Annotated in this window: 19 protein-coding genes and 2 tRNA genes; 10 read left to right on the plus strand and 11 right to left on the minus strand. The window is 67.0% G+C overall.

The genetic code is table 11. From position 1 onward, the window contains the following. Positions 1 to 136: 136 nt before the first annotated feature. On the plus strand, positions 137 to 2,545 hold the full coding sequence (gene lon / locus KUH32_RS12450) for an endopeptidase La (RefSeq protein WP_217778841.1): 2,409 nt from the start codon (positions 137 to 139) through the stop codon (positions 2,543 to 2,545). Positions 2,546 to 2,621: 76 nt separating this feature from the next. Here lon and KUH32_RS12455 read toward each other — a convergent pair whose 3' ends face one another. Beyond that, on the minus strand, positions 2,622 to 2,807 hold the full coding sequence (locus KUH32_RS12455) for a ferrochelatase (protein ID WP_217778843.1): 186 nt from the start codon (positions 2,805 to 2,807) through the stop codon (positions 2,622 to 2,624). Between the two features lie 151 nt (positions 2,808 to 2,958). Here KUH32_RS12455 and KUH32_RS12460 point away from each other — a divergent pair, with 151 nt between their 5' ends. Then, on the plus strand, positions 2,959 to 3,414 hold the full coding sequence (locus KUH32_RS12460; RefSeq protein WP_217778844.1) for an HU family DNA-binding protein: 456 nt from the start codon (positions 2,959 to 2,961) through the stop codon (positions 3,412 to 3,414). Between the two features lie 63 nt (positions 3,415 to 3,477). Beyond that, positions 3,478 to 3,552 (plus strand) — tRNA-Val (locus KUH32_RS12465). A gap of 36 nt (positions 3,553 to 3,588) precedes the next feature. Here KUH32_RS12465 and KUH32_RS18580 read toward each other — a convergent pair. Both KUH32_RS18580 and KUH32_RS12470 read right to left on the minus strand, forming a co-directional pair. Then, positions 3,589 to 3,723: a hypothetical protein gene (locus KUH32_RS18580; protein ID WP_284438340.1), complete on the minus strand. Its 135-nt coding sequence runs from the start codon at positions 3,721 to 3,723 to the stop codon at positions 3,589 to 3,591. Then, positions 3,717 to 3,929, minus strand: a complete 213-nt coding sequence (locus KUH32_RS12470; RefSeq protein WP_217778845.1) for a hypothetical protein — start codon at positions 3,927 to 3,929, stop codon at positions 3,717 to 3,719. Before KUH32_RS12470 ends, KUH32_RS18580 begins: the two co-directional genes overlap by 7 nt. Positions 3,930 to 4,000: 71 nt before the next feature. On the opposite strand from KUH32_RS12470, the gene soxR reads away from it, so the two are divergent. Beyond that, positions 4,001 to 4,489, plus strand: a complete 489-nt coding sequence (soxR, locus tag KUH32_RS12475) for a redox-sensitive transcriptional activator SoxR (RefSeq protein ID WP_254899160.1) — start codon at positions 4,001 to 4,003, stop codon at positions 4,487 to 4,489. A 35-nt stretch (positions 4,490 to 4,524) separates the two neighbouring features. After that, positions 4,525 to 4,600: transfer RNA gene (locus KUH32_RS12480), tRNA-Val, on the plus strand. 36 nt (positions 4,601 to 4,636) lie between these two features. Here KUH32_RS12480 and KUH32_RS12485 read toward each other — a convergent pair. From KUH32_RS12485 to KUH32_RS18585, 3 genes are all read right to left on the minus strand, one after another. Beyond that, complete coding sequence (locus KUH32_RS12485; RefSeq protein ID WP_217778847.1) at positions 4,637 to 7,840, minus strand: hypothetical protein; 3,204 nt, start codon at positions 7,838 to 7,840, stop codon at positions 4,637 to 4,639. After that, positions 7,837 to 9,639: a hypothetical protein gene (locus KUH32_RS12490; RefSeq protein WP_217778849.1), complete on the minus strand. Its 1,803-nt coding sequence runs from the start codon at positions 9,637 to 9,639 to the stop codon at positions 7,837 to 7,839. Before KUH32_RS12490 ends, KUH32_RS12485 begins: the two co-directional genes overlap by 4 nt. A gap of 114 nt (positions 9,640 to 9,753) precedes the next feature. Further along, entirely contained in the window at positions 9,754 to 12,867 is a 3,114-nt protein-coding gene (locus tag KUH32_RS18585; RefSeq protein WP_217778851.1) for a lipase family protein, read from the minus strand. 162 nt (positions 12,868 to 13,029) lie between these two features. Between KUH32_RS18585 and KUH32_RS12500 the strand changes: the two genes are divergently transcribed. Both KUH32_RS12500 and KUH32_RS12505 read left to right on the plus strand, forming a co-directional pair. After that, positions 13,030 to 15,084: a sensor histidine kinase gene (locus KUH32_RS12500; RefSeq protein WP_217778853.1), complete on the plus strand. Its 2,055-nt coding sequence runs from the start codon at positions 13,030 to 13,032 to the stop codon at positions 15,082 to 15,084. Next, complete coding sequence (locus KUH32_RS12505) at positions 15,081 to 15,710, plus strand: response regulator (protein WP_217778854.1); 630 nt, start codon at positions 15,081 to 15,083, stop codon at positions 15,708 to 15,710. The genes KUH32_RS12500 and KUH32_RS12505 overlap by 4 nt, the downstream gene beginning before the upstream one ends. A gap of 38 nt (positions 15,711 to 15,748) precedes the next feature. On the opposite strand, the gene KUH32_RS12510 is transcribed toward KUH32_RS12505, so the two are convergent. From KUH32_RS12510 to iolD, 4 genes are all read right to left on the minus strand, one after another. Next, positions 15,749 to 16,588 carry a class II fructose-bisphosphate aldolase gene (locus KUH32_RS12510; protein WP_217778856.1) on the minus strand — a complete coding sequence of 280 codons (840 nt, stop codon included), beginning with the start codon at positions 16,586 to 16,588 and terminating at the stop codon, positions 15,749 to 15,751. A 124-nt stretch (positions 16,589 to 16,712) separates the two neighbouring features. Beyond that, complete coding sequence (locus tag KUH32_RS12515; RefSeq protein ID WP_217778858.1) at positions 16,713 to 17,567, minus strand: 5-deoxy-glucuronate isomerase; 855 nt, start codon at positions 17,565 to 17,567, stop codon at positions 16,713 to 16,715. Positions 17,568 to 17,576: 9 nt separating this feature from the next. Further along, on the minus strand, positions 17,577 to 18,548 hold the full coding sequence (iolC, locus tag KUH32_RS12520; RefSeq protein ID WP_217778860.1) for a 5-dehydro-2-deoxygluconokinase: 972 nt from the start codon (positions 18,546 to 18,548) through the stop codon (positions 17,577 to 17,579). Continuing rightward, positions 18,548 to 20,419, minus strand: a complete 1,872-nt coding sequence (iolD, locus tag KUH32_RS12525) for a 3D-(3,5/4)-trihydroxycyclohexane-1,2-dione acylhydrolase (decyclizing) (RefSeq protein ID WP_217778861.1) — start codon at positions 20,417 to 20,419, stop codon at positions 18,548 to 18,550. The genes iolC and iolD overlap by 1 nt, the downstream gene beginning before the upstream one ends. A gap of 116 nt (positions 20,420 to 20,535) precedes the next feature. Between iolD and KUH32_RS12530 the strand changes: the two genes are divergently transcribed. From KUH32_RS12530 to KUH32_RS12540, 3 genes are read left to right on the plus strand one after another with little or no spacing between them, the layout of a single operon-like run. After that, positions 20,536 to 21,636, plus strand: a complete 1,101-nt coding sequence (locus KUH32_RS12530) for a Gfo/Idh/MocA family protein (RefSeq protein WP_217778862.1) — start codon at positions 20,536 to 20,538, stop codon at positions 21,634 to 21,636. A 9-nt stretch (positions 21,637 to 21,645) separates the two neighbouring features. Then, positions 21,646 to 22,533 carry a sugar phosphate isomerase/epimerase family protein gene (locus KUH32_RS12535; RefSeq protein ID WP_217778864.1) on the plus strand — a complete coding sequence of 296 codons (888 nt, stop codon included), beginning with the start codon at positions 21,646 to 21,648 and terminating at the stop codon, positions 22,531 to 22,533. A gap of 43 nt (positions 22,534 to 22,576) precedes the next feature. Then, positions 22,577 to 23,710 (plus strand): Gfo/Idh/MocA family protein, encoded by a 1,134-nt coding sequence (locus KUH32_RS12540; RefSeq protein ID WP_217778866.1) that lies wholly within the window; start codon positions 22,577 to 22,579, stop codon positions 23,708 to 23,710. 305 nt (positions 23,711 to 24,015) lie between these two features. On the opposite strand, the gene KUH32_RS12545 is transcribed toward KUH32_RS12540, so the two are convergent. Continuing rightward, a complete protein-coding gene (locus KUH32_RS12545; protein ID WP_217778867.1) occupies positions 24,016 to 25,017 on the minus strand; it encodes a LacI family DNA-binding transcriptional regulator in 1,002 nt (333 codons plus the stop codon). Between the last annotated feature and the right edge of the window lies 1 nt (position 25,018).

Consider the following 25,018-nt stretch of genomic DNA (forward strand, 5'->3'; position numbering starts at 1 on the left):
GCAAAGCAGGGGGCGGTTGCCGGTGGCCTGCGGTTGAAAACCCGCGCGGAACACCCACCTTTACCGCCTATGACCGGAGACGGCCCATGCTGCCGCCGAGCGGGGCGGGGCGGTCTTGCCAACAAGGAAAACGAGCATGAAAAAACCCCTCAACGCCTCGTACCCGGTGCTGCCGCTGCGCGACATCGTGGTGTTTCCGCACATGATCGTGCCGCTGTTCGTCGGCCGCGAGAAATCGGTGCGGGCGCTGGAAGAGGTGATGAACGACGACAAGCAGATCCTGCTGGCGTCGCAGATCGACCCGTCGGTGGATGACCCCGAGGCGGGCGGCATCTACAAGGCCGGCGTGCTGGCCAATGTGCTGCAACTGCTCAAGCTGCCCGACGGCACCGTCAAGGTGCTGGTCGAAGGCCAGGCGCGGGTGCGGATCACCGAATACCTTCCCAATGACGGTTTCTTCGAGGCCAAGGCCGATTACCTGACCGAGATGCCGGGCGATCCCACGGCGATCGAGGCGCTTGTGCGCACCGTGGCCGAGGAATTCGAACGCTACGCCAAGGTCAAGAAGAACATCCCCGACGAAGCGCTGGCCGCGGTCGGCGAGACCCAGGAACCGGCCAAGCTGGCCGACCTGGTGGCGGGCCATCTGGGCATCGAGGTGGATCAGAAGCAGGACCTGCTGGAAACGCTGTCGGTCAGCGAACGGCTGGAAAAGGTCTATGGGCTGATGCAGGGCGAGATGAGCGTTCTGCAGGTCGAGAAGAAGATCAAGACGCGCGTGAAATCCCAGATGGAGAAGACGCAGCGCGAGTATTACCTGAATGAGCAGATGAAGGCCATTCAGAAGGAGCTGGGCGACGGCGAGGACGGCAGCAACGAGATCGCCGAACTGGAACAGAAGATCGCCAACACCAAGCTGAGCAAGGAAGCCAAGGAAAAGGCCGAGGCCGAGCTGAAGAAGCTGCGCAACATGTCTCCGATGAGCGCCGAGGCCACGGTGGTGCGCAACTACCTGGACTGGATGCTGTCGATCCCGTGGGGCACGAAAAGCCGGGTCAAGAAGGACCTGAACCGCGCGCAGGATATCCTGGATGCCGATCACTACAGCCTGGAGAAGGTCAAGGAACGCATCGTGGAATACCTGGCGGTGCAGGCGCGGTCGGCCAAGCTGAAGGGCCCGATCCTGTGCCTTGTGGGACCGCCGGGCGTGGGCAAGACCAGCCTGGGCAAGTCGGTGGCCCGGGCCACGGGGCGCGAGTTCATCCGCATCTCGCTGGGCGGGGTGCGCGACGAATCCGAGATCCGCGGCCACCGGCGGACCTATATCGGGTCGATGCCGGGCAAGATCATCCAGGCGCTGAAAAAGGCCAAGACGACGAACCCGCTGATCCTGCTGGATGAAATCGACAAGATGGGCCAGGATTTCCGCGGCGATCCGGCGAGTGCCATGCTCGAGGTGCTGGACCCCGAACAGAACTCGACCTTCGTGGACCACTATCTGGAAGTGGAATACGACCTGTCGAACGTGATGTTCGTGACCACGGCCAATAGTTATAACATGCCGGGGCCGCTGCTGGACCGGATGGAGATCATCCCGCTGTCGGGTTACACCGAGGACGAGAAGCGCGAGATCGCCAAGCGTCACCTGCTGGACAAGCAGATCAAGAACCACGGGCTGAAGAAGGGCGAATTCGCGGTCAAGGACGACGCGATCACCGACATCATCCGCTATTACACCCGCGAAGCCGGGGTGCGGAATCTCGAACGCGAGATCGCCAAGCTGGCGCGCAAGGCGGTGACCAAGATCGTCAAGAAGGACGCCGAGAAGGTCACGGTGACGGCCAAGAACCTGGACGATTTCCTGGGCGTGCGGAAGTTCCGCTACGGCCTGGCGGAAGAGGAAAACCAGGTGGGTGTGGTGACCGGGCTGGCCTATACCAGCGTCGGTGGCGACCTGCTGCAGATCGAGGCGTTGCGCCTGCCGGGCAAGGGCCGGATGAAGACCACCGGCAAGCTGGGCGACGTGATGAAGGAATCGATCGACGCGGCGTCGAGCTATGTCCGGTCGATCGCGCCCGAGATCGGCGTCAAGCCGCCGCGCTTCGACAAGTGGGACATCCACGTGCACGTGCCCGATGGCGCCACGCCCAAGGATGGCCCGTCGGCCGGCCTGGCCATGGTGACGTCGATCGTGTCGGTGCTGACGCGCATCCCGGTGCGCAAGGACATCGCCATGACCGGCGAGGTGACGCTGCGCGGCAACGCGACCGCCATCGGCGGGCTGAAGGAAAAGCTGCTGGCGGCCCTGCGCGGCGGTATCACCACCGTGCTGATCCCCGAGGAAAACGAGAAGGATCTCGCCGAACTGCCCGACAACGTGAAGGACGGGCTGAAGATCATCCCGGTCAAGCACGTGTCCGAGGTGCTCAAGCTGGCGCTGGTGCGCGACCCCGAGCCCATCGACTGGGACGAAGAGGCCGAGGAAGCCGCCGCAGCGGCGACCCCGTCGGCCGAGGACACCGCGCAGGGCGCCACGGCGCATTGACCGGCAACGCCACCTGACAGGGAAGGCGCCGTGGGCAATCCACGGCGCCTTTTTCGTGACGGCTGTTCCGCCCGGCTCAGTTGCTGGCCAGCGCCGTGCCGAACAGGATCACCGTCATGAGACCCAGCACCAGACCGGCCGAGCTGGAGGTCTGCGCGGCATCGTCGGCGATGACGACCGGTTCCATCATCGGCTCGGACCCCCCGGCCTGGGCTGAAACGGCCAAAAGGCCAAGGGCAGCAGCGGCAGCAAGCGTTTTCATGGGCAATCTCCGTGACAAAATGCGCACCAACTGTCGAAACCTGGCGGCAGGGAGTCAAGCGAGACTGGCGCGAGGCCAAGATTTCCCCTATGGTTGTGCCACCGAACCAAAACAACACCGCATCTAGCGGTTCGAGCAGAAAAGACAGGTCATGGCCACGAAGAAAACCACCACCCGGCGGACGACACGCAGCACGACGGCGGCACCCAAGCCCATCGCGGCGACCCGCACGACAGCGGCCGCCGAGACGAATGCACCCGCCACCGACACGCGCCCCCCGGCCGACGTGCCGATCGCCGACCAGCCCGAGATGAAAAAGCGCGAACTGATCCAGCGGGCGGTCGAACGCAGCGGGGTCAAACGGCGCGATGCCAAGCCCGCCATCGAGGCCGCCCTGGCCGTGCTGGGCGAGGCGCTGGCCGAAGGCCGCAGCCTGAACCTGGCGCCGATGGGCAAGGTCAAGGTCAACCGGATCAAGGCGATCGGTGGCGGCGGCAAGGTCATCGTGTCCAAGGTGCGCCAGCCGGGCAAGCCGATGACACCGGGAAGCGTCGAAACCGACGATCTTGCCGAGATGCCGGAGCCGCCGGTCAAAGCCGCCGAATAGGCGAAGAACCGGGCGATTGGCCCCTTGCACCGTGTCGCAAGGGGCGGTATTGGACACGCCACCGGGTGATTAGCTCAGTGGTAGAGCGCTTCGTTCACATCGAAGATGTCGGGAGTTCAAATCTCTCATCACCCACCAGGTTTCGGGAAAGCGCGCCGTATCCGGCGCGCTTTTTCATTTTCCGGCCGCCGCGCGCAGGATGGCGGCGCGGTGCATCACCTCGATCTCGTCGGCCACGTCGCGGCAAAGCGGACCGCATCGCGGCGGTGGCGCGTAGAGCGCGGCGATCCGTTGCAACAGCGTCACCATGACGGGCCTTCGGTGCGGATCGGGGCAGGGTCGGGCCGGGGTGTGAGACCCACATCGCGCGCGAGATGCGGATCGCGGCGCAGCTGTTCGATGCGGCGCCGGTCGTGGCGCGCGCGGAAGGCCCGGGACAGGGCGGCCCAGGCGCGGCTGCGGCGGCGCGGGCGTTTGCGTGCGTGGTCAAGGTCTTGCAGGGCTTTCGCGGACATGCGCTTTCTCCTTGTCTGGTCGGTCGATGTGGTTCACTCTGCTTCCTCAAGCTCACTTGAGGTCAAGTGCCATGTCGCGAAAAAATCCGCCACGCCGCGTCACGCCCAACGATCTGAGCGTCGGCGAACTGGCCGACCGCGCCGGGGTCGCGGTGTCGACGCTGCATTACTACGAAAGCCTCGGGCTGATCGAAAGCTGGCGCACCCCGGCCAATCACCGCCGCTATGACCGCCGCAGCCTGCGCCGGGTGGCGGTGGTGCGGGTGGCGCAGACGCTGGGCATTCCGCTGGCCGAGGTGAAGGCGGTGCTGGACCGCGTGCCGCAGGGTGCGGCGGTGGGCAAGGCCGATTGGCAGGCCGCGTCCGAGGTCTGGCGCGCCGAGATCGACCGCCGCATGGCGTTGCTGGAGCGGCTGCGCGGGCAGCTGGATCACTGCATGGGCTGCGGATGCCTGTCGCTGGAGAATTGCCCGCTTTACAATCCCGGCGACGCGCTGGGCGCCGAGGGGCCGGGGCCGCGGCGCTGGACCGAGGCGGTCGAGGATGCGGCCGGGTCTTGAAGCGGCGGCGCGGCGCGATTAGAACCGGCAGCGGCGGGTGATTAGCTCAGTTGGTAGAGCGCTTCGTTTACACCGAAGATGTCGGGAGTTCGAGTCTCTCATCACCCACCAGCCCTGTCTTGCACCATCACCTTGTGCGGCGGGCCGTCAGCGCCCTGCGGTGAACAGCGTTTCGGGCAGGCCATATGTTTCGGTCCAGCTGAGCCAGTGCACATCGGTCGGGCCGATGACCCAGTCCACGGCCTGCCACGTGCCGCCTGTTCTGGCGATCAGCACCATCACGACGTCCGACGCCACGCCCCGGGCCCGCTCGGCGGCCAGCGGGGTGCGGGCCCAGTCGAGCGGCGTGCCATCGGGATTGACGGGAACGGCCTGCAGATAGGCCCAGCGGCCATCGGTGCGCAGCACGTCCACGATGAAGATCACCGGAAGGCCCAGGGCGGCTTCCACCGGGATGCGCGCGGCATCCATCAAGGCCGAGCGGTCGGCGGTGCCGCGTTGCGGGGTCCAGAGCCGGTCGAGGCGGGGATCGGGCAGCGCGGTTTCGGCGGGCTGCGGTGCGGCGCTGTCGGCGGGGCCGAAGCTGTCTGCCATATAGGTCACAAGCGCGTCGAATTCCGATTTGCGGGCAAGGGGATAGGTGATCTCGAACACGCGGATCAGCCCGTCGGCGGTTTCGGTCACGCGGCGGTAGTAGATGGCGTCGCCGGTCACGCCGGACAGCACGAACCAGCCCGGCCCGGCGCGTTCGTAGCGCACCGGGCCGCGCCCGTCCGCCTTGGTCTGCGCGATCTGTTCGGCCTGGCTCTGGTTCAGCGCGTTGTATTGCGCGAAGACGAAGAACCGCGCGGCGCCGTCGACCGAGACGAAACGGCGGCCATCGCCGTTTCCGGGCGGCGGGTCGGCGCGGAAATAGTCGTGCGGGTAGGAAATGACCGTGCCGTAGCGGTCGTTGACATAGCGCGAATAGCCGTTGCCCAGGTCTTCGAAGCGGTCGCGATCCTCGATCCCGGCGGCCGGGGGCGGCGGGACGGGCAGGGGCGGCACCGGCACGACGGCGGCCCGGGATGCGCTGTCGCGGCCCACCAGCACAAGTTCGGCCAGACCGGCCTGGGCGTCGCCTTCGAGGAATTCGGCGCGCAGTTCCAGCCGGGTGACGTTCGCCAGCACATCGGCCAGGCTGGTGGCGCCCCCGCCCAGCCGCCAGCGGGTATCGTCGGTCAGGGACAGCTCGTGCGTGGCCCAGTGCGGGCCCACCGGGCGCGGATAGACCGCCGAGGCCGTCATCGCGCCGTTGGACAGACGCACGTCGCCGACGCCGCGGTATTCGTAGGGGTCCACAGATGTGCCTTCGCCGGTAACGAGCGTGGTGCGCAGCGCGCCGTAGCCGCGCCAGTCGCCCAGCAGGTCCGGCGGCGCGACGAGGTATCCGGTGATGCCGTCGCCCGGGGTGAAGGCGGACAGGTAGCCGCGCCCGTCCGGCCCGCCGGTGCCGGGATTGGACAGGGTGGCGTAGTCGCCGGTCCAGCCGCCGGTTCCGCCATCGGCGAAGGTGATGCGCAGATCGCCCGCCGGCTGCGGCAGCGCCGGCGCGGCGTTCCCGGCCCTGGCCGGGTCGAAGCTGTCGCCAAAGCGCAGACCGGCGGCCAGCCGGGCCTGAAGCCCGGCCAGATCGGCAAGCGGCACATCGCCTTCGAGCGTGAAGACGAACCGCTTGCCATCGGCGCGGGCACGTTCGGTCACGGTCTGGATCGCCGCGCGGCTGCCGAAATCGGAGGTGATCACCGTCACCGGTTCGTGGTCGACGATCGCGTGGTCGACACGGGCGACATCGTCATAGGCGGTCAGCGGTTCGTCCGGGAACCACCAGAACGCCAACAGCTGGAACCGCCCGTCGGGGCTGGCGAATCCCTTGTCGTCGGGGGTGTCCCATTGCGCGACCCAGCCGTCGGGCAAATGGAACCCGACCGCGCCCACGGTGACCGGCGTGCCGGTCGGGGATGCGTCGGTTCCGGCCGGCGGCGATGGCGCTGCCGTGGATGCGCCGGATGGCCCGGCCGGAGACGTCGCCAGCGCTTTGCCGTCGCGCGCCATGCCCAGTTGCTGTTCGGCGGTCAGCGGCGGTGCGGCACCGTCCGCACCGGACGGGCAGGGGCCAGCCGCCCCGGGCATGTCCAGAGCCGCGCTGTCGAGAAATGCCGCCAGGTCGGGGCCGTCATGGAACGCGGGCAGGCCCGCGACCAGAATTGCGACCGGTTCGCCGCCGTCCAGGCAAGCGTCGAGCAGGAACAGCCGGTAGCGGCCGGGCCGCAGGGTCGCGCCGTCCTGGAATTCGGCGGCGCTGCCGTCCCAGTCATGGCGGGTGGCCGGTTCGCCCAGGATTGCGTCGCGCCCGGCGACCGCGTTTCCGGGCAGCGTGGTCAACAGGCCCTGCGGGCCGGTGACCCAGGGCCCGAGCGCGATTTCGGCATAGCCGGTGTAGAGTTGCGGATAAAGCGTCAGACGGTCGGCGCGGTCGGTACCGATACGCCAGCCACGCGGCGTGGTGTAGCGCAGCAGCCCGTCCAGCCCGGTCGCCGGCGCGTCGGGATCGGGACCGGCCGCCGAAGGCAGGCGCAGCGTGCCGAGGATGGTGGCGAACATGTCGCGATGGGCGGCGGGGTCGCCGGAAAAAACCATCGTGTTGGCGACCAGGTGCAGGTCGTCCGTCACCGGAGCGCCGGACAGGAACATGGTGCCGCGGATGGTGGTGGCTTTGTCTATCCGGCCTTCGTAGACGACGCGGTGATAGTCTTCGCCGTTCGGCATGATGACCCGATCGCGGGCCAGAACGGTGGCATCGTCGATCATGTCCTCGATATCGTCCGTCAGCGCCAGGGCGATACCGGGGCCGGTGCGGGTGTCGGGATCGCCGCCGAAAAGCAGGGTGATGTCATCGGTTTTCACCATGCGCTGCCATTCGGGCGGCACGGCGATCTCGGCGCCGCCGAATGCGTGCACCGTCCAGCCCCGGGGTATGTCGCCCGGCGTCACGGCAAGGTCGGACATGTCTTGCGCGGCTGCGGGCGCCGGCTCCGGATCGGCGGGTGCCTGGGCCGCGACCAGCCCGGCCGGGGCCAGGTCCATCTCGGGGGCTGCGGCCGGGTCGTCGGGGGTGCCGTGCCAGAATTCCGGCCCCGTCGCCGGGGGCGGGGGCGGGGCGTCGGGCACCAGATCGGCCAGCGGCAGGTCGGGGCCATCGGCAAGCCGGTAACCGGCGGCGGCGTCTTCCAGCGGGCCGGCCGGCGCCGGGGCGGGCAAAGGCCATGCGGCAAGGGCCGCGATGGCCAGGGTCGCAAGCGTGGGTTTCATCGTGACATCCCCCCCAACAGAGACGGGTCGAAATCCTTGATCCCGCGGGACAGGCTTTGCCGGATCACGCCGATCAGGGCTTTGCCTTCGGCGCTCTGGACATCAAGAACCTGCACCGCGCCGCCGATTTCGGCGACCAGCCCGGACAGGGTCAGGCGGGCGGTGGAATCGCAGGTCGTCACGATGCGCCTGTCGCCCGCGATGCGTTCATATTCGCGCAGCACTTGGCAATCGCCGGCCTGCATTTCGGTTTGCGGCGTGAAGAAGTCCATCCGGCAATTGCGCAGCCGCGCCAGGTACATCACCCGCGGCGCGCCCAGGTGCAGGTCGGTGCCGCGCCACAGCCCGGGCGAGGCCAGGGGCCAGTCGCGGGTCTGCGCGTCGAACCGCCCGACGACGACCGTCCCGCCGGGCAGGGCGGCCATGTCCAGCGTCACAGCAGCCGGCCCGTCGCGCGAGAAGGTTTCGGAGCCGATGAAGGCGTCGGTGGTGGCGTCGCGGGTGGTCCGGCGGCAGGCGATCGGGCCTTCCTCGAACCGGTAGCGCGCGACGTATGGCGTGACCGGCGTGCCGAAGACGGCGACCGCCTGTTGTCCGCGGCGCAGGAACGGCTTTTCGACAGGCCCGCCCGGCATGTCGACCCGGACGCGATCGGGCAGACCGGCCTTGATGCGGGCGAAATTCGTCATCTCGATCGCGTAGGAGCCATCGATGCCGACCTCGCCGTCCCAGCTGCCGCCGGCCGGCAGGGGAATGGACACGCGCGTGGGTTCGGTCAGGCCGAACACCGTCACCTGCAGGCGCAGGCGGCGGTTCATTTCGCGCCGCATGTCGGTGTTGTAGGTCGCCAGCAACTGCTCCAGCGTGCGGTCGGCGGCGCGCCGCATGATCTCGGGCAGGACCCTGAGCGTCAGCATCGCGCGCACGGCATCGGCACGATCGTCGGCAAGCTGGTCTTCGATGATCTCGTGAAAGCCGGTCAGGCCCAGCCCGGTCTTGCCCTTGTCCCATTCCAGCAGCACTTCGGGGGTGAAGCGCACGGTCACGTGGTCCGCGATCTCGGCGTCGAGCAGGGCGCGAAAGCGGTTGGCGTCGGGTTCGCGTCCGCCGGCGTCGGCTTCGGCCTTGAGGTAGAGAGCCCAGACGATCCGCTTCCAGTCGGAGAGGCTGCGGGCGCGCCTGGCCATCTCGGCGTCATAGACGCCACGGAAGTTTTCCGCGCCCGCGTCCAGCACCGCTGTCTGCCATTCGCGCAGCACGATGTCGTAGACATAGAGCGACACGCCCGCCACCTGAAGCGCGCCCCAGCCGAATTCGGAAATCGCGAAGTTTATCAGGCCCTTGGTTGCGGTGGCCATGCCTTCGTCGGTGTCGCCCGCGGCGAATTGCCTGGCCGCGGTTCCGGCAGCGAAAGCAGCGCCGCCATAGGTGAAAAGCGTGTTGATCCGCGACAGGCCCGAGGCCATCAGCGCGTGTTCGCCCAGCGTGCCCAGCGACTGCGCGCCGCCGTAGAGGTCGCCGAAGATCTGCAGCCCGGCATCCAGCAGCGCCCCGCGCCGCTGGTCGATGATATCGGAGCGAATCCCGTCGGCGACCTGCCGCATCACGGCCCGTCCGGCGGCATCGTCGCTGGCCGAGGCTCCCAGCTCGTAGCGCAGCACGGTTTCGTCCGGTCCGTGGCCTTCGGTGATAGCGATCAGCGGCGCGGCGCCGGCCGGTCCGGCCATGCCGACCAGCAATGCCGCGGTGATCCGGAGCATCCGGACCCGCGGCCAGAAAGCGACCTTGGTGGTGTTCATCTCTGCCTCCCTGCTCGGGGGCGATGAAATCACCGCGGATGGGGTCGAGCCTTGATCTGCGTCATTTGGAATATGTTTGCGGGCAGGCGTTGCAGCGCTGCCCGCGAACCGGTGTCAGAACAGGAAATCGGTGGCGTCGAGATCGGCCAGCAACACGTTGCGGAGCAGGATCGAATTGCCGGCGCCGGTGTCGATGAGCACGTCGTCGCCGACCTGAGAGCCGGCGCCACCGGGATCGGTGATATCGGCCAGGCCGGTGAGGGCCGCGATGCCGGACAGGTCGAGCTTTTCGTTGGCGTCGGTGGCGTCGAAATCCGCGACGATGTCGATGCCGTGGCCGGTGGCGAAGATGAAGGTGTCGCTGCCGGCGCCACCGCCGATATTGTCGTCGCCGCGCCCGCCGATCAGGGTGTCGTTGCCGAACCCGCCCAGAAGCATGTCGTTGTTCCAGCCGCCGTCCAGCCGGTCGGCGCCGCGCCCGCCGATGATCCGGTCGTGACCGATGCTGCCGAACAGGGAATCGTCGCCCAGGCCGCCCTCGATCGTGTCGCGGCCATAGCCGCCGCGGATCAGGTCGTTGCCATCGTCGCCCAGGAGCAGGTCGCGGCCTCCGCGGCCCAGCAACTGGTCGTCGCCGTCGATGCCGCCCAGGACGTTCGCCCCGTTGTCGCCCAGCAGCGCGTCGTTGTGCAGGCTGCCGATCCACCGCTCGATCGCGCCGAAGCTGTCGCCCAGGGCGTCGCCCAGGTTCGCGGCCAGGTTCATCAGGTCGACCTTGATCCGTGCCGCGGCACCGGAATAGTCGGCGGTGTCGAAGCCTGCGCCGCCGTCCAGCGCGTCGGCACCGGCGCCACCCGACAGGGTGTCGTCGCCGTTGCCGCCGGAGAGCAGATCATTGCCCGCACGGCCCGCCAGCACGTCGTCGCCGTCGAGACCCAGGATGTAGTCCGCGCCGCCGGAGCCGGTCAGCGTCTTGCTGCCGCTGTCGTGTTCGTAGCCCGAGGGCTTGACGTCGGCGAATTTCGCGAAGACGCCCAGGGGGTCGCCGCCCAGCGTCGTCACCGCGGCATAATCCGTCTCGCCCATGACGATGGCGTGGCCGTCGACGAGCGACACGAGGGGGTCCCGGGCCAATGCGCCCAGCATCGCCCAGTAAAGCCCGTGATCGTGTTCGGCGCCAAAGCCCAGCTGGTCCAGCAGACCGCCGTCAACCGGGTCGTCGGGGGCGATGTGCGGCAGGTCGATGGCGATCAGGCCGTCGTCGAAATTCACGTTGTTGTTCAGGGTGAAGTTCGGCACGAGCGGCAGCTGCGTCGGGTTTTCGATGTCGAAGGTGACGGTGTCGTTGCTGAACGAAAGCCCGATGTAGTAGCTGGGCGCGTTCAGGGTCATGGTGCCGTCGGCGGCGAACGAGACGAGGCGGTCGTCGTATTGGTCGCGCATTCCCTGGAAGGTAAAGGAATCCTCGAGCGCGTTGGGGTTCAACCCGGCCGAGGCGATCGAGACGACGGTCAGGTCGATATCCGACTTCAGCCGGTGCGCATCGACCAGCGTGAACAGGTCGGCCGTGGCGCCGCCCAGGCTGTGGCCCGACACGATCATCTTGTCGATGCCGTTGCTGGACCGGTTGGCATAGCCGATGGCGGCGTCGATCAGCGGGCGCATCGCCTCGTAGTAGTTGTAGATTCCGTCGCCGGTCCAGGCCTGGCCCAGGGACGAATCCACCATGTCGTCGCCGTCGGTACCCCGGAAGGTCAGCGTCAGCGTGCGTTCGCCGTCCGGGGACGTGCCGACCGCCAGCAGGCCCTGCGACGCGAAGGAGGTGAAGATGTTGATATCCTGGGCATCGCCGTTGAACAGCCCGCCCGAGCGGAATTCGCCCTTGCCGTGGTTGGGGCGGAACAACTGCCCGAGGTCGCCGTCATCCAGCACCGTCCAGCCGAAATCGGCGAGGTAGCCGCGGTAATCCGCGTCGATCCCGTTGTTTTCCACCGGGTTGCCGTCGCGATCGGTTTCGCGGAAGTCCTCGGGGATCGAGTCGAGCCCGTAGACCGTGTGCACCAGGAACGACGACATCTGCACGTCGAAGGCGGAATTGGCGACGGTTTTCTGGTTGGCCGGGTCGTGGTGATCGTGGCCGAATTCCTCTTGCCAGCGGTTGTTGGCGGTCGTGACTTCGGGGTCGTCGCCGAAGACGCGCACGCCGACCGTCACCGGCGCGTCGGACGTCAGGGTGAAGTCGAAGCTTTCCCAGTCGCCGAAATACGGCGTCAGGCCCAGGCTGAGGCTGTCGGTGCCGACCACATTGCCGTTGATCGAGTATTCGACACGGATCGCGCCGTTGAGAAGGTTCCAGGCGTCGTCGCCGATATTTTCGATAAACGCCCGGATCTCGATTTCTTCGCCGGCACCCCAATCGCCCAGAACGCGGACATCCGAGACCACGAGATCGGGCTGGGAGAACGCGAAGAATTCGGTGCGCGAATTGTTGGACCGGTTGGGATCGTCGGCGCCGACGATGCGCACGGTGACCTTGTTGTCGCCGTACTGGTCGAAGGTGTGCAGTTCGGTTTCGTAATTCACGCTGCCGCCATTCAGGCCGAAGCTCACTTCGCCGGTGCCGATCACCACGTCGTTGACCAGGTATTCCAGGTCGATCCTGTCGCCATAGCGTGTATCGCCGGTGTTTTCGATCCAGGTCTCGATCAGCATCGGCGTGCCGACCTCGTTGCCGCCGACGCCGGACAGGCGGATGTCCCGCACGATCAGGTCGGGTGCCGAGTTATAGTCCACCCAGACTTCGAGATAGTTCAGGTCCAGCGTGATGCCGGTCTGGTTGTCGATCCGCAGGCCCCAATCGCCGTTCACCGGGTTGCCGTCGAGACCGAACTTGATGCTGGAGATCAGGTCGGTGCCCCAGAACGAGATGTCGTAATCATTGGCCCCGTCGCTGTCGTTGCCGTCATCGGTGTCTTGGCCGGGGCCGTCAAAATTGTAGTAGATGCGGTTGCGTTCGCCGTCGGGCGACACGATCCACATGTCGACATCGCCGAGGTCGAAAGGTTGACCGCCGTTGTGGTCGATATGCAGCTTGAAGCGGACTTCTTCGACGGTGGCGCCCAAGGGGTCGCCGCCGGGGTCGAACCAGACGGTGCTGAGCCCGCGGGCGATGGTCAGATCGCCGTTGTATTCGTTGGAATAGCTGTCGCTGAAATATGCCGTGCCCATGACGTTTCTCCAAATAACTCAACCAACCCGGGGTAAAGGTTAACGCCGTCGGGACCGGACCGGTATGAGGAAAACACCTCATATTGCCGTAGCGGCAACCGCAATTGTTGGCGGCGGGCCGGTCAGCGGCTAACGTAGCGTCAAAAAGGAAAAGGGCGCTGCGTGACGGATCGCTGGTACCAAGTCTTTCGGCGGGTGCGATATGCCCTTGCCTGGCTGATCATTGCCCTGGTGTCCGCGTGGCCGCCTGTGGCCGCCGAAACGGGGCCCAGCTGCCCCGTGGCGGCGCTGACGGATGCGGTGGGGTTCCATGTCGATCTGGGGGATCACGCCTGCGCCCACGAGGATGACAGCCGGGCGCTGACGCTGGCGGACATGCTGGCGCCCGAGGGTGCCGCGCGGATGGCGCCGGTTGCCGGTGGCCTGGTCGATTTCGGGTTCGGCGCAAGCCGCTACTGGGTCAGCGTGCGGCTGCGCAACGCGACCGACACCGCCGGAACCTGGTGGATCACCCATGACATTCCGGCCGCGACCATGTTGCGGGTTCATCTTGTTCCCGATGGCGGCGGCGCGGATGCGGCGCAAACGTTGCTGGCGCTGACCAACCGCGACCGGTTCGGCGCGCGGCCGATCCCGCATCGGCACCTGGTATCCGAAATCGCGCTGCAACCGGACGAAACCGCGATGCTGGTGGTCGAGTACACCACCGACCAGGCGACCGAGATGCCGTTCTTCGCCGAGACCGTCGCGCAGTTCTTCGAACGCACGCAGACCGAAACCGTTCAGATCGCGGCGCTGACGGCGCTGATCCTTGGAATGGGGCTGATCAGCACCGTTTACCTGTATGGCCTGGACGGCCGGCCCGCGCTGGCCTACGGCGCCTACATGCTGGCCGGCGTCGCGCTGCTGGTGCATTTGGAAGGCTACGCCTTTCAGTATGTCTGGCCGAACGCGCCGGGCTTCAACCAGGCGGCTTTGCCGATCATCGGCACGCTGCTGGTGGTGCTGGGGCTGTTCTTCGTCGACCGGTTCACCCTGGCGCGGAACCATGCGCCGCGCCTGCACATGCTGGTTCTGTTCGGAATGGGTCTGTTGCTGCTTCTGGGCGTTCTGTCCACCGTGATGATCCAGCTCGTCTGGTTCAAGAACCTGATATTGCTGGCGATCGGCCTGGGAACGATCCTGCAGGCCGTTCTGGCGGTCCTGGCGCTGCGGCGGGGCCAGTCCGGCGCCGCCTTCCTGGTGCTGGGTTTCGGCGCATTGGCCGCCGCGATCATCTTCGGGGTGGTCGGCTATCTGACCGAAGGCCTGTTCGAACAGGAATACGTGGGGATGGCGCTGCGGCTGGCGTTTCTGTTCGAAGCGGCCGCCTTTTCGGTCGCAATCGCCTTGCGGGTCCGCGCCGCCCGTCGCGAAAGGGATTTGGCGCTGAACGAACAGCTGCGCCTGTCCGAGGAACGGCTGAGCCTGTCCGAAGCGTTGCGCCGGGCCGAGGACGACCGGCAACGCGCGGCCAATGCCGCGCTGCGCAGCCGCGAGGCCCTGGCGACGGCGGCGCATGATATCCGCCAGCCGCTGGCCTCGATGCAACTGGCGCTGACCGCCGGAGAAGCGCCGCAGGACCGCATTGCAAGCTGCCTGCAATATCTCGAAGAAATCGTGCGCGCGGGACTGGACGACAACAGCGCGCCGCTGGGCACCGGAGAAGCCGACCCGCCGTCCCGATATGCACAAGAGCGGTTCGAGGCCGGGATCGTGCTGAAGAACATCGAGGCGATGTTCGGGGCCGAAGCGGCGCGGCAGGGGGTGGCGTTGCGCGTGGTGGGCTGTGGATCGCACCTGGTGGCGGACCCGCTGGCGCTGATGCGGATCGTCGGCAACCTGGTGTCGAACGCGTTGCGGCATGCCGAACCGCGGCGCATCCTGGTCGGCTGCCGCAGAAGGCCACAGGCGATGAGTTTCGAAGTGCATGATGACGGGCAAGGGATCGGCCAGGCGGATCTGGAACGCCTGTCGCTGCGGGGCGAGAAGGGCACGGGATCGGACGGCCACGGGCTGGGCCTGGCCATCGTCGGCGATCTGGCCGACGAGAACGGATTTCAATTCGGGATCGCGTCTGTCCCCGGCCGGGGCACCGTCGCGCGGATCGAGGTGCCGGTGCTGGGACGGGCTTGGCGGCCCGCCCCCGGCGAGACCAGGAAAGCGAACTCAGCATGACCAGACCGACCGCCGTCATCGCCGACGATCACGCGCTGATCCGTCAGGGCATCCGCCAGATGCTGGTCTCCGGCGGCATCGATGTGGTCGCCGAGGCCGCGGACGGGCTCGAGGCGATCGCCATGGTGAAGAAGCATCAGCCGCATCTGCTGACGCTGGACATCGCGATGCCCTATTCGCGCGGGATCGAGGTCTTTACCGAAGCCCGCCGCTGGGCACCGCAGACCCGGATCGTGGTGTTTTCGGGTCTGACCTCGACGGCGCTGCTGGGCGAACTGGCCCATGCCGGGGCCGATGCCATCTTTCTCAAGCGCGAGGAGCTCAAGGCCTTTTCGGACGCGATCCCGCACATCGTCGAGGGCCGGAACGTGCTGGGTCCGGGCGTTGCCGAGTTGATCGACGCGTCGGGGTCGGCGGGTGTGCTGACGGCGCGGGAACTTCAGATCGTGGGCCTTGTCGCGCAAGGGCTGAACAACCGCGACATGGCCGCGCGGCTTGGGGTCAGCACCAAGACGGTCGACAATCACCGCACCAACCTGATGCGGAAGGTCGGGGTGCATTCGGTCGCCGAATTGCTGGCCTATGCCCTGCGCGAGGGGCTGCTGGACGCCAGCCGCGAGACCTGATCCGCGCGGACAGGTCCGGCCGCCCGCAAGGCAGCCGTTCAGGCCCGCCCCGAAGCCCCGAACGCCTGGAAGACCGGGCGCGTCGCGGCGACCAAGGGATCGTGGGTTTCGCGCAGGATCTGCACCCGGTCGAAGCGGTCGGGATCGGCGTTGACGGCCGCGCGCAGGGCGGCGCCGAAGGCCATGCGCAATTCGGTGCCGATGTTGAACTTGGCGATCCGCGATCCAGCCGCCAGGGTCCGGCGTTGGTCGAGCGGCACGCCCGAGCCGCCGTGGACGACCAGCGGCACCGTGGTCACGGCCTCGATGGCGCGGATGCGGTCCTCGTCCAGCCCGCCTTCGCGGTTCTGTTGCAGATGCACGTTGCCGACCGAAATCGCCATCGCGTCGATGCCGGTATCCTGCGCGAAGCGCGCGGCCTCGGCCGGATCGGTGCCACGGCTTTCGGCACCCGCCGCGTAGCCGACGAACCCGATCTCGCCCTCGCAGGACACACCGGCGGCATGGGCCATTTCGGCGATGGCGGCGGTCTGGTCGATGTTGTCCTGCAAGGCCAGGCGCGATCCGTCGAACATCACGGATGTGAAGCCTTCGGCGATGGCGATGCGGCATTCCTCGGCCGCGTAGCCGTGATCGAGATGCACCACGACCGGCACGTCGGCCTGTTCGCCCAGGTAGCGCATCATCCGCGCCAGCACCGGCAGGGGCGTGTGTTCGCGGCAGGACGGGCCTGCCTGCAGGATGACCGGGGCGCGCTCGGCCTGCGCCGCGGCGACGAAGGCGCGCATGTCCTCCCAGCCGAGGCAGACGAGGCCCGGAACGGCGTAGCCCCGTGCGAGGGCGGGTTGCAGGACGTCGGTCAGCGTGGCGAGGGGCATGATGGGGGCGGGCCTTGGGTTGACGAGGGCTGCGACGGCCCGCGGGGTGGCGTGAAGCGCCGCCCCATGGGGGCGGGTCGGCGCTGCCCGGCGGTGCCGCCGGGCGGTTGGTATCATCAGCTGTTCATTTGAACTTGGCCACCATGTCCATGATGCCGGGGATGGTGTGCAACTGCTCGGCATGGGTGGGCTGGAAATACTGCTTGAGCGAGCGCTGCGACAGCCCGCCCAGGATGGTGAAGTAATACATCTCGTAGCCCGGCATCACGCAGCAGGGGTGATAGCCCTTGTCGATCAGGATCGTCGATCCGTCGACGATGTGATAGGCGTCGCCCGGTTCGTTGTCGACGCGTTGCAGCATCTGCATGCCAGAGCCGTAATTCGGCTTGAACCGGAAATTGTAGGTCTCGTCGTGGCGGGTCTCGATCAATTCGCCCTTGTCGTCGCGGCGATCGGTGTCGTGCTTGTGGCTGGGAAAACCCGACCAGCCGCCGGCGCCCACGGTGAACAGTTCCGACACCAGCAGGCGGCCGACGCGGTCGTGGTGACCGGCGCCCAGAATGTGCTTGATCTTGCGATGCGTCTTGGTGTCGTCGCTGCCGTATTGCACCAGGTCCAGTTCGGCCTGGCGCACGGCGAAGGGTTTCAGCTGATCGGCGAATTTCGCCCCGGCGACAAAGGTTTCGGTATCGGTCAGCGCGGTGATGCGGGCGCCTGCACCAGAGGGGACGTAGACGCCTTCGGGTTCGCCATCCCAGACATCTTCGCCGCGATTGCCGATGTCCTTGAACGTCTCGCCCATGGTTTCGACCGTCACGGTGCCGGTGGCCGGCACGACGCAGGTTTCATAGCCGTCGACCGCGTAATCGAAATGCTGGCCCGTCTTCAGCTTGACGATGTTGAAATAGGTCAGGGGCACATGCGCGTCGTCGACATCGACGATCGGCCTGTTCTGGTTTTCGAAGGGGGGGATATGCATGGCAGCCTCTCAGGTCTCGGTTGCGCCGGGATGGGTGGCAAGGAAGGTTTCCAGGTCTTGGGGATAGGGCAGCGCCGGCGCGCAGCCCGGACGCGACACGGTGATCGCGGCGCAGGCCGAGCCGCGCAGGACAGCGTCGCGCATGCCGTGACCGGCGGCCAGGGCGGCCATCAGCCCGGCCATGAAGCTGTCGCCCGCGCCGGTGGGTTTCAGCGCTTTGACCGGATAGATGCCGGTGCGAATTTCCTTTCCTTCGCAGAAGGTTATCGCGCCTTTCTCGCCCATCTTGTAAATCACCACGGCGGCGGTTTCCGCCACCGCGCGGGCCTTGGCCAGCCCCTTGTCGATGCCGCCGGCCATGAAGCCGAATTCCTCGTCATTGCCGACGATCATGTCGCATTGCGCGGCGGCGCGGGACAGCACGTCTTCGGCGACCTGTGGCGAGGGCCAGCTGTAGGGGCGGTAATCGACGTCGAAGATGATCGGCAGCCCGGCCTGTTTCGCCAGTTCGAAGGCGCGGAAGGTGGCGCTGCGCGAGGGTTCGGCGGCAAAGACCGTGCCGGCGGTGATGAGCGCACCGAAGCGGGAATAATCGACCGCCTCGACATCGGCGATGTCCATCTGGAAGTCCGCGGCCCCGTTGCGGTAGATCACGTTGCGGTGGCCCTGAACACGGCTTTCATAGACGGCGAGCGAGTTGCGGAATTCGCCGCCGACGCGGCGGACGTGATCGGTGCCGACGCCGTATTTTCCAAGCTGGCCAATGCAGTAGCTGCCGATGCTGTCATCTGATACGCAGGTGACCAGCGATGCCTTGCCGCCGAACTTGCAGATGCCCGCGGCGATGTTCGCGGACGATCCGCCCAGGCCGACGCTGACGCGCTCGGCGTCCTCGACCGCGACGCCGGCATCGGTGAAAAAGTCGATCCCCGCGCGGCCGACGATGATGAAATCGTTCCTGGCGATGCCTTCGAACAGCATTACACGCCCTTTCGCTGTTTCGCGCGGCTGGATTCCCAGTCCTTGTGGGCCGCGCGGACCGATGCGTTGTCGGAAACCTGCGCGGTGCCGACCTCCCACCAGGCGTGGCCCTGGGTGGTCCAACCTTCGTAGGGGTCGACCTTCATGCAGATCACGGTGGTCCGGTCGCTGGCCTTGGCGCGTTTGAAGGCCGCCTCCAGTTCGGCACCGTTGGCGACGGTCTCAGACACAGCGCCCATCGCGGCGGCATGGGCTTCGAAATCGACGGCAAAGGGTTCGGGCACGGTCGGGCAATCGGCGATCAGGTTGTTGAAGCTGTCCTGCCCGGTGTTGTTCTGCAGCTTGTTGATGACCGCGAAGCCCCCATTGTCCAGCACCAGCACGATCAGCTTTTTCCGTGTCAGGGCAGCGCTGTAGATGTCGGAGTTCATCAACAGGTACGAGCCATCCCCGACCAGCACGATGGTGTCGGCATCGGGTTCGGTTTCCGACTGCGCGATGCGCGCGCCCCAGCCGCCGGCGATCTCGTAACCCATGCAGGAAAAGCCGAACTCGACGTCGACGGTGCCGATATCCAGCGTCTTCCAGTTGGCGGTGACCTCGGCCGGCAGGCCGCCGGCGGCGGTGACGATGCGGTCGCGTTTGCCGCAAAGCGCGTTCACCACGCCGATCGCCTGGGCGTAGGAATTGGGACGGTTGCCGTGGGCGGTGTTGTCCGCGACATAGACATTCCACTTGGCGCGTTCGGCCTGGCTGGATTTGGTCCAGTCGGCGGGGGCGGTGTAGCCCGAAAGCGCCGCATCCAACGCCCGAAGCCCCAGCTTCGCGTCGCCGATCACCGGCAGGCTGAGATGCTTGATCGCGTCGTGGCGCGCGGCGTTGAGGCCGATCAGCTGCGCGTCCTGGGCGAAGGCGGTCCAGGATCCTGTTGTAAAGTCCTGCAGGCGGGTGCCGACACACAGGATGACATCAGCGCGTTCCGCCACCCAGTTGGCGCTGTCCGATCCGGTCACGCCGACGGGGCCGATATTCAGTGGATGGTCATGCACCAGGTTGGCGCGGCCCGCGATGGTTTCGATCACGGGGATGTTGTGCGCCTCGGCGAAGGCGGTCAGGTCGGCCACGGCGCGGGAATACTGCACGCCGCCCCCGGCGATGATGGCCGGGCGTTTCGCGGCGCGCAGGGCGTCGGCGGCGGCGGCGACTTCGACCGGGTCGGGGGCCTGGCGGCGGATGTGGTGCACGCGGCGGGCAAAGAACGCCTCGGGGTAGTCGTATGTCCAGCCCTGCACGTCCTGGGGTAGGCCGATGAAGGCCGGGCCGCAATCGGCGGGGTCGAGCATGGTGGCGAGTGCTGCGGGCAGCGACTGGATGACCTGCGCGGCGTGGGTGATGCGATCCCAATAGCGGGTGACGGATTTGAACGCGTCGTTCAGCCCAAGCGCGGGATTGCCGAAATGTTCCAGCTGTTGCAGCACCGGGTCGGGCAGGCGGGTCAGGAAGGTATCGCCGCACAGCATCAGCATCGGCAGGCGGTTGGCATGGGCCAGCGCGCTGGCGGTCAGCAGGTTGGCGGTGCCGGGCCCGGCGCTGGCGGTGCAGAACATGAAGCGCCGGCGCAGGTGGTATTTCGCGTAGGCCGCGGCGGCAAAACCCATGCCTTGTTCGTTCTGGCCGCGATAGAGCGGCAGCGCGTCCTGCATCGGATAAAGCGCCTCGCCCAGGCAGGGCACGTTGCCGTGGCCGAAGATGCCGAAGCCGCCGCCGCAGATCCGCGTTTCCACGCCGTCGATGTCGATATACTGGTTGGCCAGATAGCGCACGATGGCCTGCGCCGTGGTCAGGCGCAGCGTCTTGGGGCTGCCGGGCATGCTCGCTCTCCCTGGGTCTTCGAATTCGTCGGCCAGCGCGTTTTGCCGTTGCGCGGGTCCGAGTCGGAGGATACAGTTTTTGCAACCGGTTGCAAAGAGATTCTGGGGAGGGCGCCATGCCGAAAATCGGCATCGGGATCGTGGGTGGCGGTTACATGGGCAAGGCGCATTCTGCTGCCTTCGCCGCGGTCGGCACGGTGTTCGAAACAACGCTCAAGCCCCGGCTGGCGGCGATCTGCGGGTCGAGCCCGCAAAGCAGCGCGCGCTATGCAGAAGCCTATGGTTTCGACCATGCCGCATCCGATTGGCAGGCCCTGGTCGATGACCCCGCCGTCGAGGCGGTGGTCATCGCCTCGCCCCAGGCCACGCACCGCGCCATCGCCGAGGCGGCGCTGAGCCTGGGCAAGCCGGTGCTGTGCGAAAAGCCGATGGGGCTGGACGTGGCCGAGGCCCGCGCCATGGTCGCTGCCGCCGACCGCGCCGGGGTCGCCAACATGGTGGCCTACAACTACATCCGCACGCCCGCGTCGCAATTCGCGCGCAAGCTGGTGGCCGAGGGCGCCCTGGGCGACATCGTCTATTTCCGCGGCGAGCATACCGAGGATTTCCACTGCGACAGCAACGGTGCGGCCTGGCGGTTTCAGGGCGATGCCAATGGCTGCCTGGGCGATCTGTCGCCGCATATCCTGAACGCCGCTCTGGCGCTGATGGGGCCGGTCGAGGAAGTGAACGCGGTGATCGAGACAGTGCATCCGGAACGCGACGGCATCCCCGTCACCAATGACGACCAGGTGCAGATGATGGTGCGATTCAAGGGCGGTGCGATGGGGCACCTGGCGGCCAGCCGCATCGCGATGGGGCGCAAGATGGGCTATGCCTACGAGATCACCGGAACGACCGGCGCGATCCGCTTCGACCAGGAAGATCAGAACGCGCTGTGGCTGTATGAACAGCGTGAGGACCGGGCGCAGCGCGGGTTCCGCAAGATCCTGACCGGTCCGGCGCATCCCGACTACAAGCCGTTCTGCCTTGGGCCGGGGCACGGCACCGGGTACCAGGACCAGATCATCATCGAGGCGCATGATTTCCTGACGGCCATCGACGGCGGCGCGCCGGTCTGGCCGACCTTCCGGGACGGGCTGGCGGTGCATCAGGTGATCGCCGCCGCGCGCGCCTCGCACAGCTCTCGCAACTGGGCCAGACCGGCCGACTTCTGAGGAAAGACCATGATCGAGATTGGCAACGCGCCCTGTTCCTGGGGTGTCGAGTTCGCGAACGACCCGCGCAACCCGCCCTGGCGGCAGGTGCTGAGCGATTGCGCCGAAGCGGGCTACAAGGGGATCGAGCTGGGGCCGGTGGGCTTCATGCCCGAGGACCCGGTGGTGCTGGGCGACGCGCTGGCCGAATACGGTCTTACGCTGATCGGCGGGGTGGTGTTCCGCGCTTTCCACGACCCCGCGCAATGGGACGACGTGATGGATGGCGCGGTGCGCACCTGCAAGGCGCTGGTGGCGCATGGTGCGCAGCACCTTGTTCTGATCGACTCGATCTCGCCGCGCCGCGCGCCCACCGCCGGCCGCGCCAATGAGGCCGAACAGATGGACGCCGCCGAATGGGCCGCTTTCCGCGACCGCATCGCCACGGTGGCCAGGATGGGAGCCGAGGAATACGGGCTGACGGTGGGGATGCATGCGCATGCCGCGGGCTTCATCGATTTCGAGCCGGAACTGGAGCGGCTGCTGGACGAGGTCGACGAAAAGATCCTGAAAATCTGCTTCGATACCGGGCACCATTCCTATGCCGGCTATGATCCGGTGGCCTTCATGAAGCGCCATATCGGGCGGATTTCCTACATGCATTTCAAGGATATAGACCCCAAGGTGAAAGCCGATGCGATCGCCAGGCGCACCGGGTTCTACGAAGCCTGCGGCCAGGGCATCTTCTGCAACCTGGGCCAGGGCGACGTGGATTTCCCCGCGGTCCGCCAGGTGCTGCTGGAAAACGGATTCCAGGGCTGGTGCACGGTCGAACAGGATTGCGACCCGACGCTGGACGTGTCGCCCATCGATGATGCGCGGGCCAACGCGGCCTATCTGAAAAGCATCGGGTTCTGAACTGACACGGTGGGTCGGGAACCCACCCTACGGAGTGTGGCGGATGACCAAACTGAACTGGGGCATGATCGGTGGCGGCGAAGGCAGCCAGATCGGCCCGGCGCACCGGCTGGGTGCGCAGGCGGACGGCAACTTTACCCTGGCGGCCGGCGCGCTGGACTTTGATCCCGAGCGCGGCCGGGCCTATGCGCAGCGGCTGGGCGTGGCGCCGGACCGCGCCTATGGCGACTGGCGCGAGATGCTGGCGGGCGAGGCCGCGCGCGACGACCGGGTCGACCTGGTGACGGTGGCCACGCCCAATGCCACGCATTTCGAGATCGCCCGCGCGTTCCTGCAGGCCGGGTTCCACGTGTTGTGCGAAAAGCCGATGACCATGACGGTCGAAGAGGGCGAAGAGATCGTGCGCGTGGCCAAAGCCGCGGGCCGGATCTGCGCGGTGAACTATTGCTATTCGGCCTATCCGATGGTGCGGCAGATGCGGGCGATGGTGGCCGCGGGCGAGATCGGCAAGGTCCGGCTGGTGGTGACCAGCTTCAGCCACGGCCATCACGGCGATGCGGGCGATGCCGACAATCCGCGGGTGCGCTGGCGCTACGATCCCAAGATGGCCGGTGTGTCGGGCCAGTTCGCCGATTGCGGCATCCACGCGCTGCACATGGCCAGTTTCGTCTGCGGCGACGAGGTGCGCGAACTCAGCGCCGATTTCGCATCGACCATTCCCAGCCGGGTGCTGGAGGATGACGCGATGGTGAATTTCCGCATGCAGGGCGGCACGGTCGGGCGGCTCTGGACCTCGTCGGTGGCAATCGGGCGGCAGCACGGCTTCGACATCCAGGTCTTCGGCGAGACCGGCGGGCTGCGTTGGGCGTCGGAACAGCCCAACCAGGTGTTCTACACACCGGTGGGCGGGCGCACGCAGATCATGGAAAAGGGCGAAGCCGGGCTGTCGGACGAAGCCGCGCGCCTGAGCCGGGTGGCGATCGCGCATCCCGAGGGTTTTCCGCTGGCGGTGGCCAATATCTATGTCGATCTGGCCGCGGCGATCCGGGGCGAACAGCATGGCGCGCTGCCGCGGGCGGAAGACGGGCTGCGGTCCATGGCCGCCGTGCATGCCGCGGTGGCCTCGGCCCGCGATCGGGGTGCCTGGGTCGATGCCCGACCGCCGATGTTCCGCTGAGGTTTCGACGCGCCTGCGCGCGCCGACCGGGGGCAAGGGGCATCGTCCCGAGTTCTTGAGCCAAGGGCGAACAATCGTCGATCCCTCACACGCCCCGGGATGTTTTCGGCCGGATGAAGTTTGCAGGATCCACCCCCGCGGACGACGTCGCGCGGGGGCTTCACCTGGCGCGATCATCGGCTTCCCAGCCTGTACCGCGGGATGGTTTTGAACCGCGATGATTAAGGATCCGTTACTTCATCTGGCCAAAAATATCCCGGGGGAGTCGCGGCTTGCCGCGACGGGGGCAGCGCCCCCAAAACCCGTCAGCCAAGCTGGCGCAGGGTTCCGCGTTCGACGATCCGGCAGGGGAACAGCCGCGCCTCGGGGTAACGGCCGGGATCGGCGACCGTGGCCACGACCAGTTCGATCGAGGAATTGATGATCTCGGCGATGGGCTGGCGGATGGTGGTCAGGTCGATGTTCTGCCAGCCGGCCATTTCCATGTCGTTCAGCCCGATCAGCCCGACATCGCCGGGCACGGCGAACCCGGCCTCCTGCAATGCGCTGAGCGCGCCGATCGACAACACGTCGTCACCGCAGAAATAGGCCTGCGCGGGCGTGCCGTGGGCGAGCAGGCGCATCATCTCGGCCCGCCCGGCCTCGAAGGAATAGGCGTCGGCAAAGCTGTGGCTGACCGCGATCCCCGGATGCAGCGCAAGCTCGGACAGAAATCCGTCCATGCGGTCGCGGGTCGAGGTGGCGCGTTCGGGGCCGCCCAGGAAGGCCACGCGCGTATAGCCGCGCGCGACCAGCGCTTGCGCCGCCATGCGCCCGCAGGCGACGTTGTCGATGCCGACCACATGGGTGTGCGGGGCGCTGGACCAGCGGCCAAAGGAATGCACGACCGGCACGCCGGCGTCCTTGAACGCCTCGGCAAAGCTGGGCGGCAGGGTCGATGAGGCAACGATCACCCCGTCGACGGAGTATTGCCGCAGCATCCGCACCGAATTGGCGGGATCGGTTTCGTTGGACAGGTTGACCAGAAGCGGGCGCAACCCGCGATCCTGCAGGCCGCGGGTGAAAAGGTCGAACACTTCCAGGAAGATCGGGTTGTGAAAGTTGTTCGAGACCAGGCCGATCAGCTTGGTCCGGCCGGTGGTCAGCGACGACGCCAGGGCGTTGGGGCTGTAGCCCAGTTCGTCGGCGGCCTTTTCCACCTTGCGGCGGGTCTTGTCCGAGACCGAGGCGCCCGGCGTGAAGGTGCGCGACACCGCCGAGCGCGACACGCCCGCCTTTTCCGCCACATCCTTGAGTGTCACTGCCATG

Source organism: Thalassococcus arenae (assembly GCF_019104745.1).
Taxonomy (GTDB): Bacteria; Pseudomonadota; Alphaproteobacteria; order Rhodobacterales; family Rhodobacteraceae; genus Thalassococcus_B; species Thalassococcus_B arenae.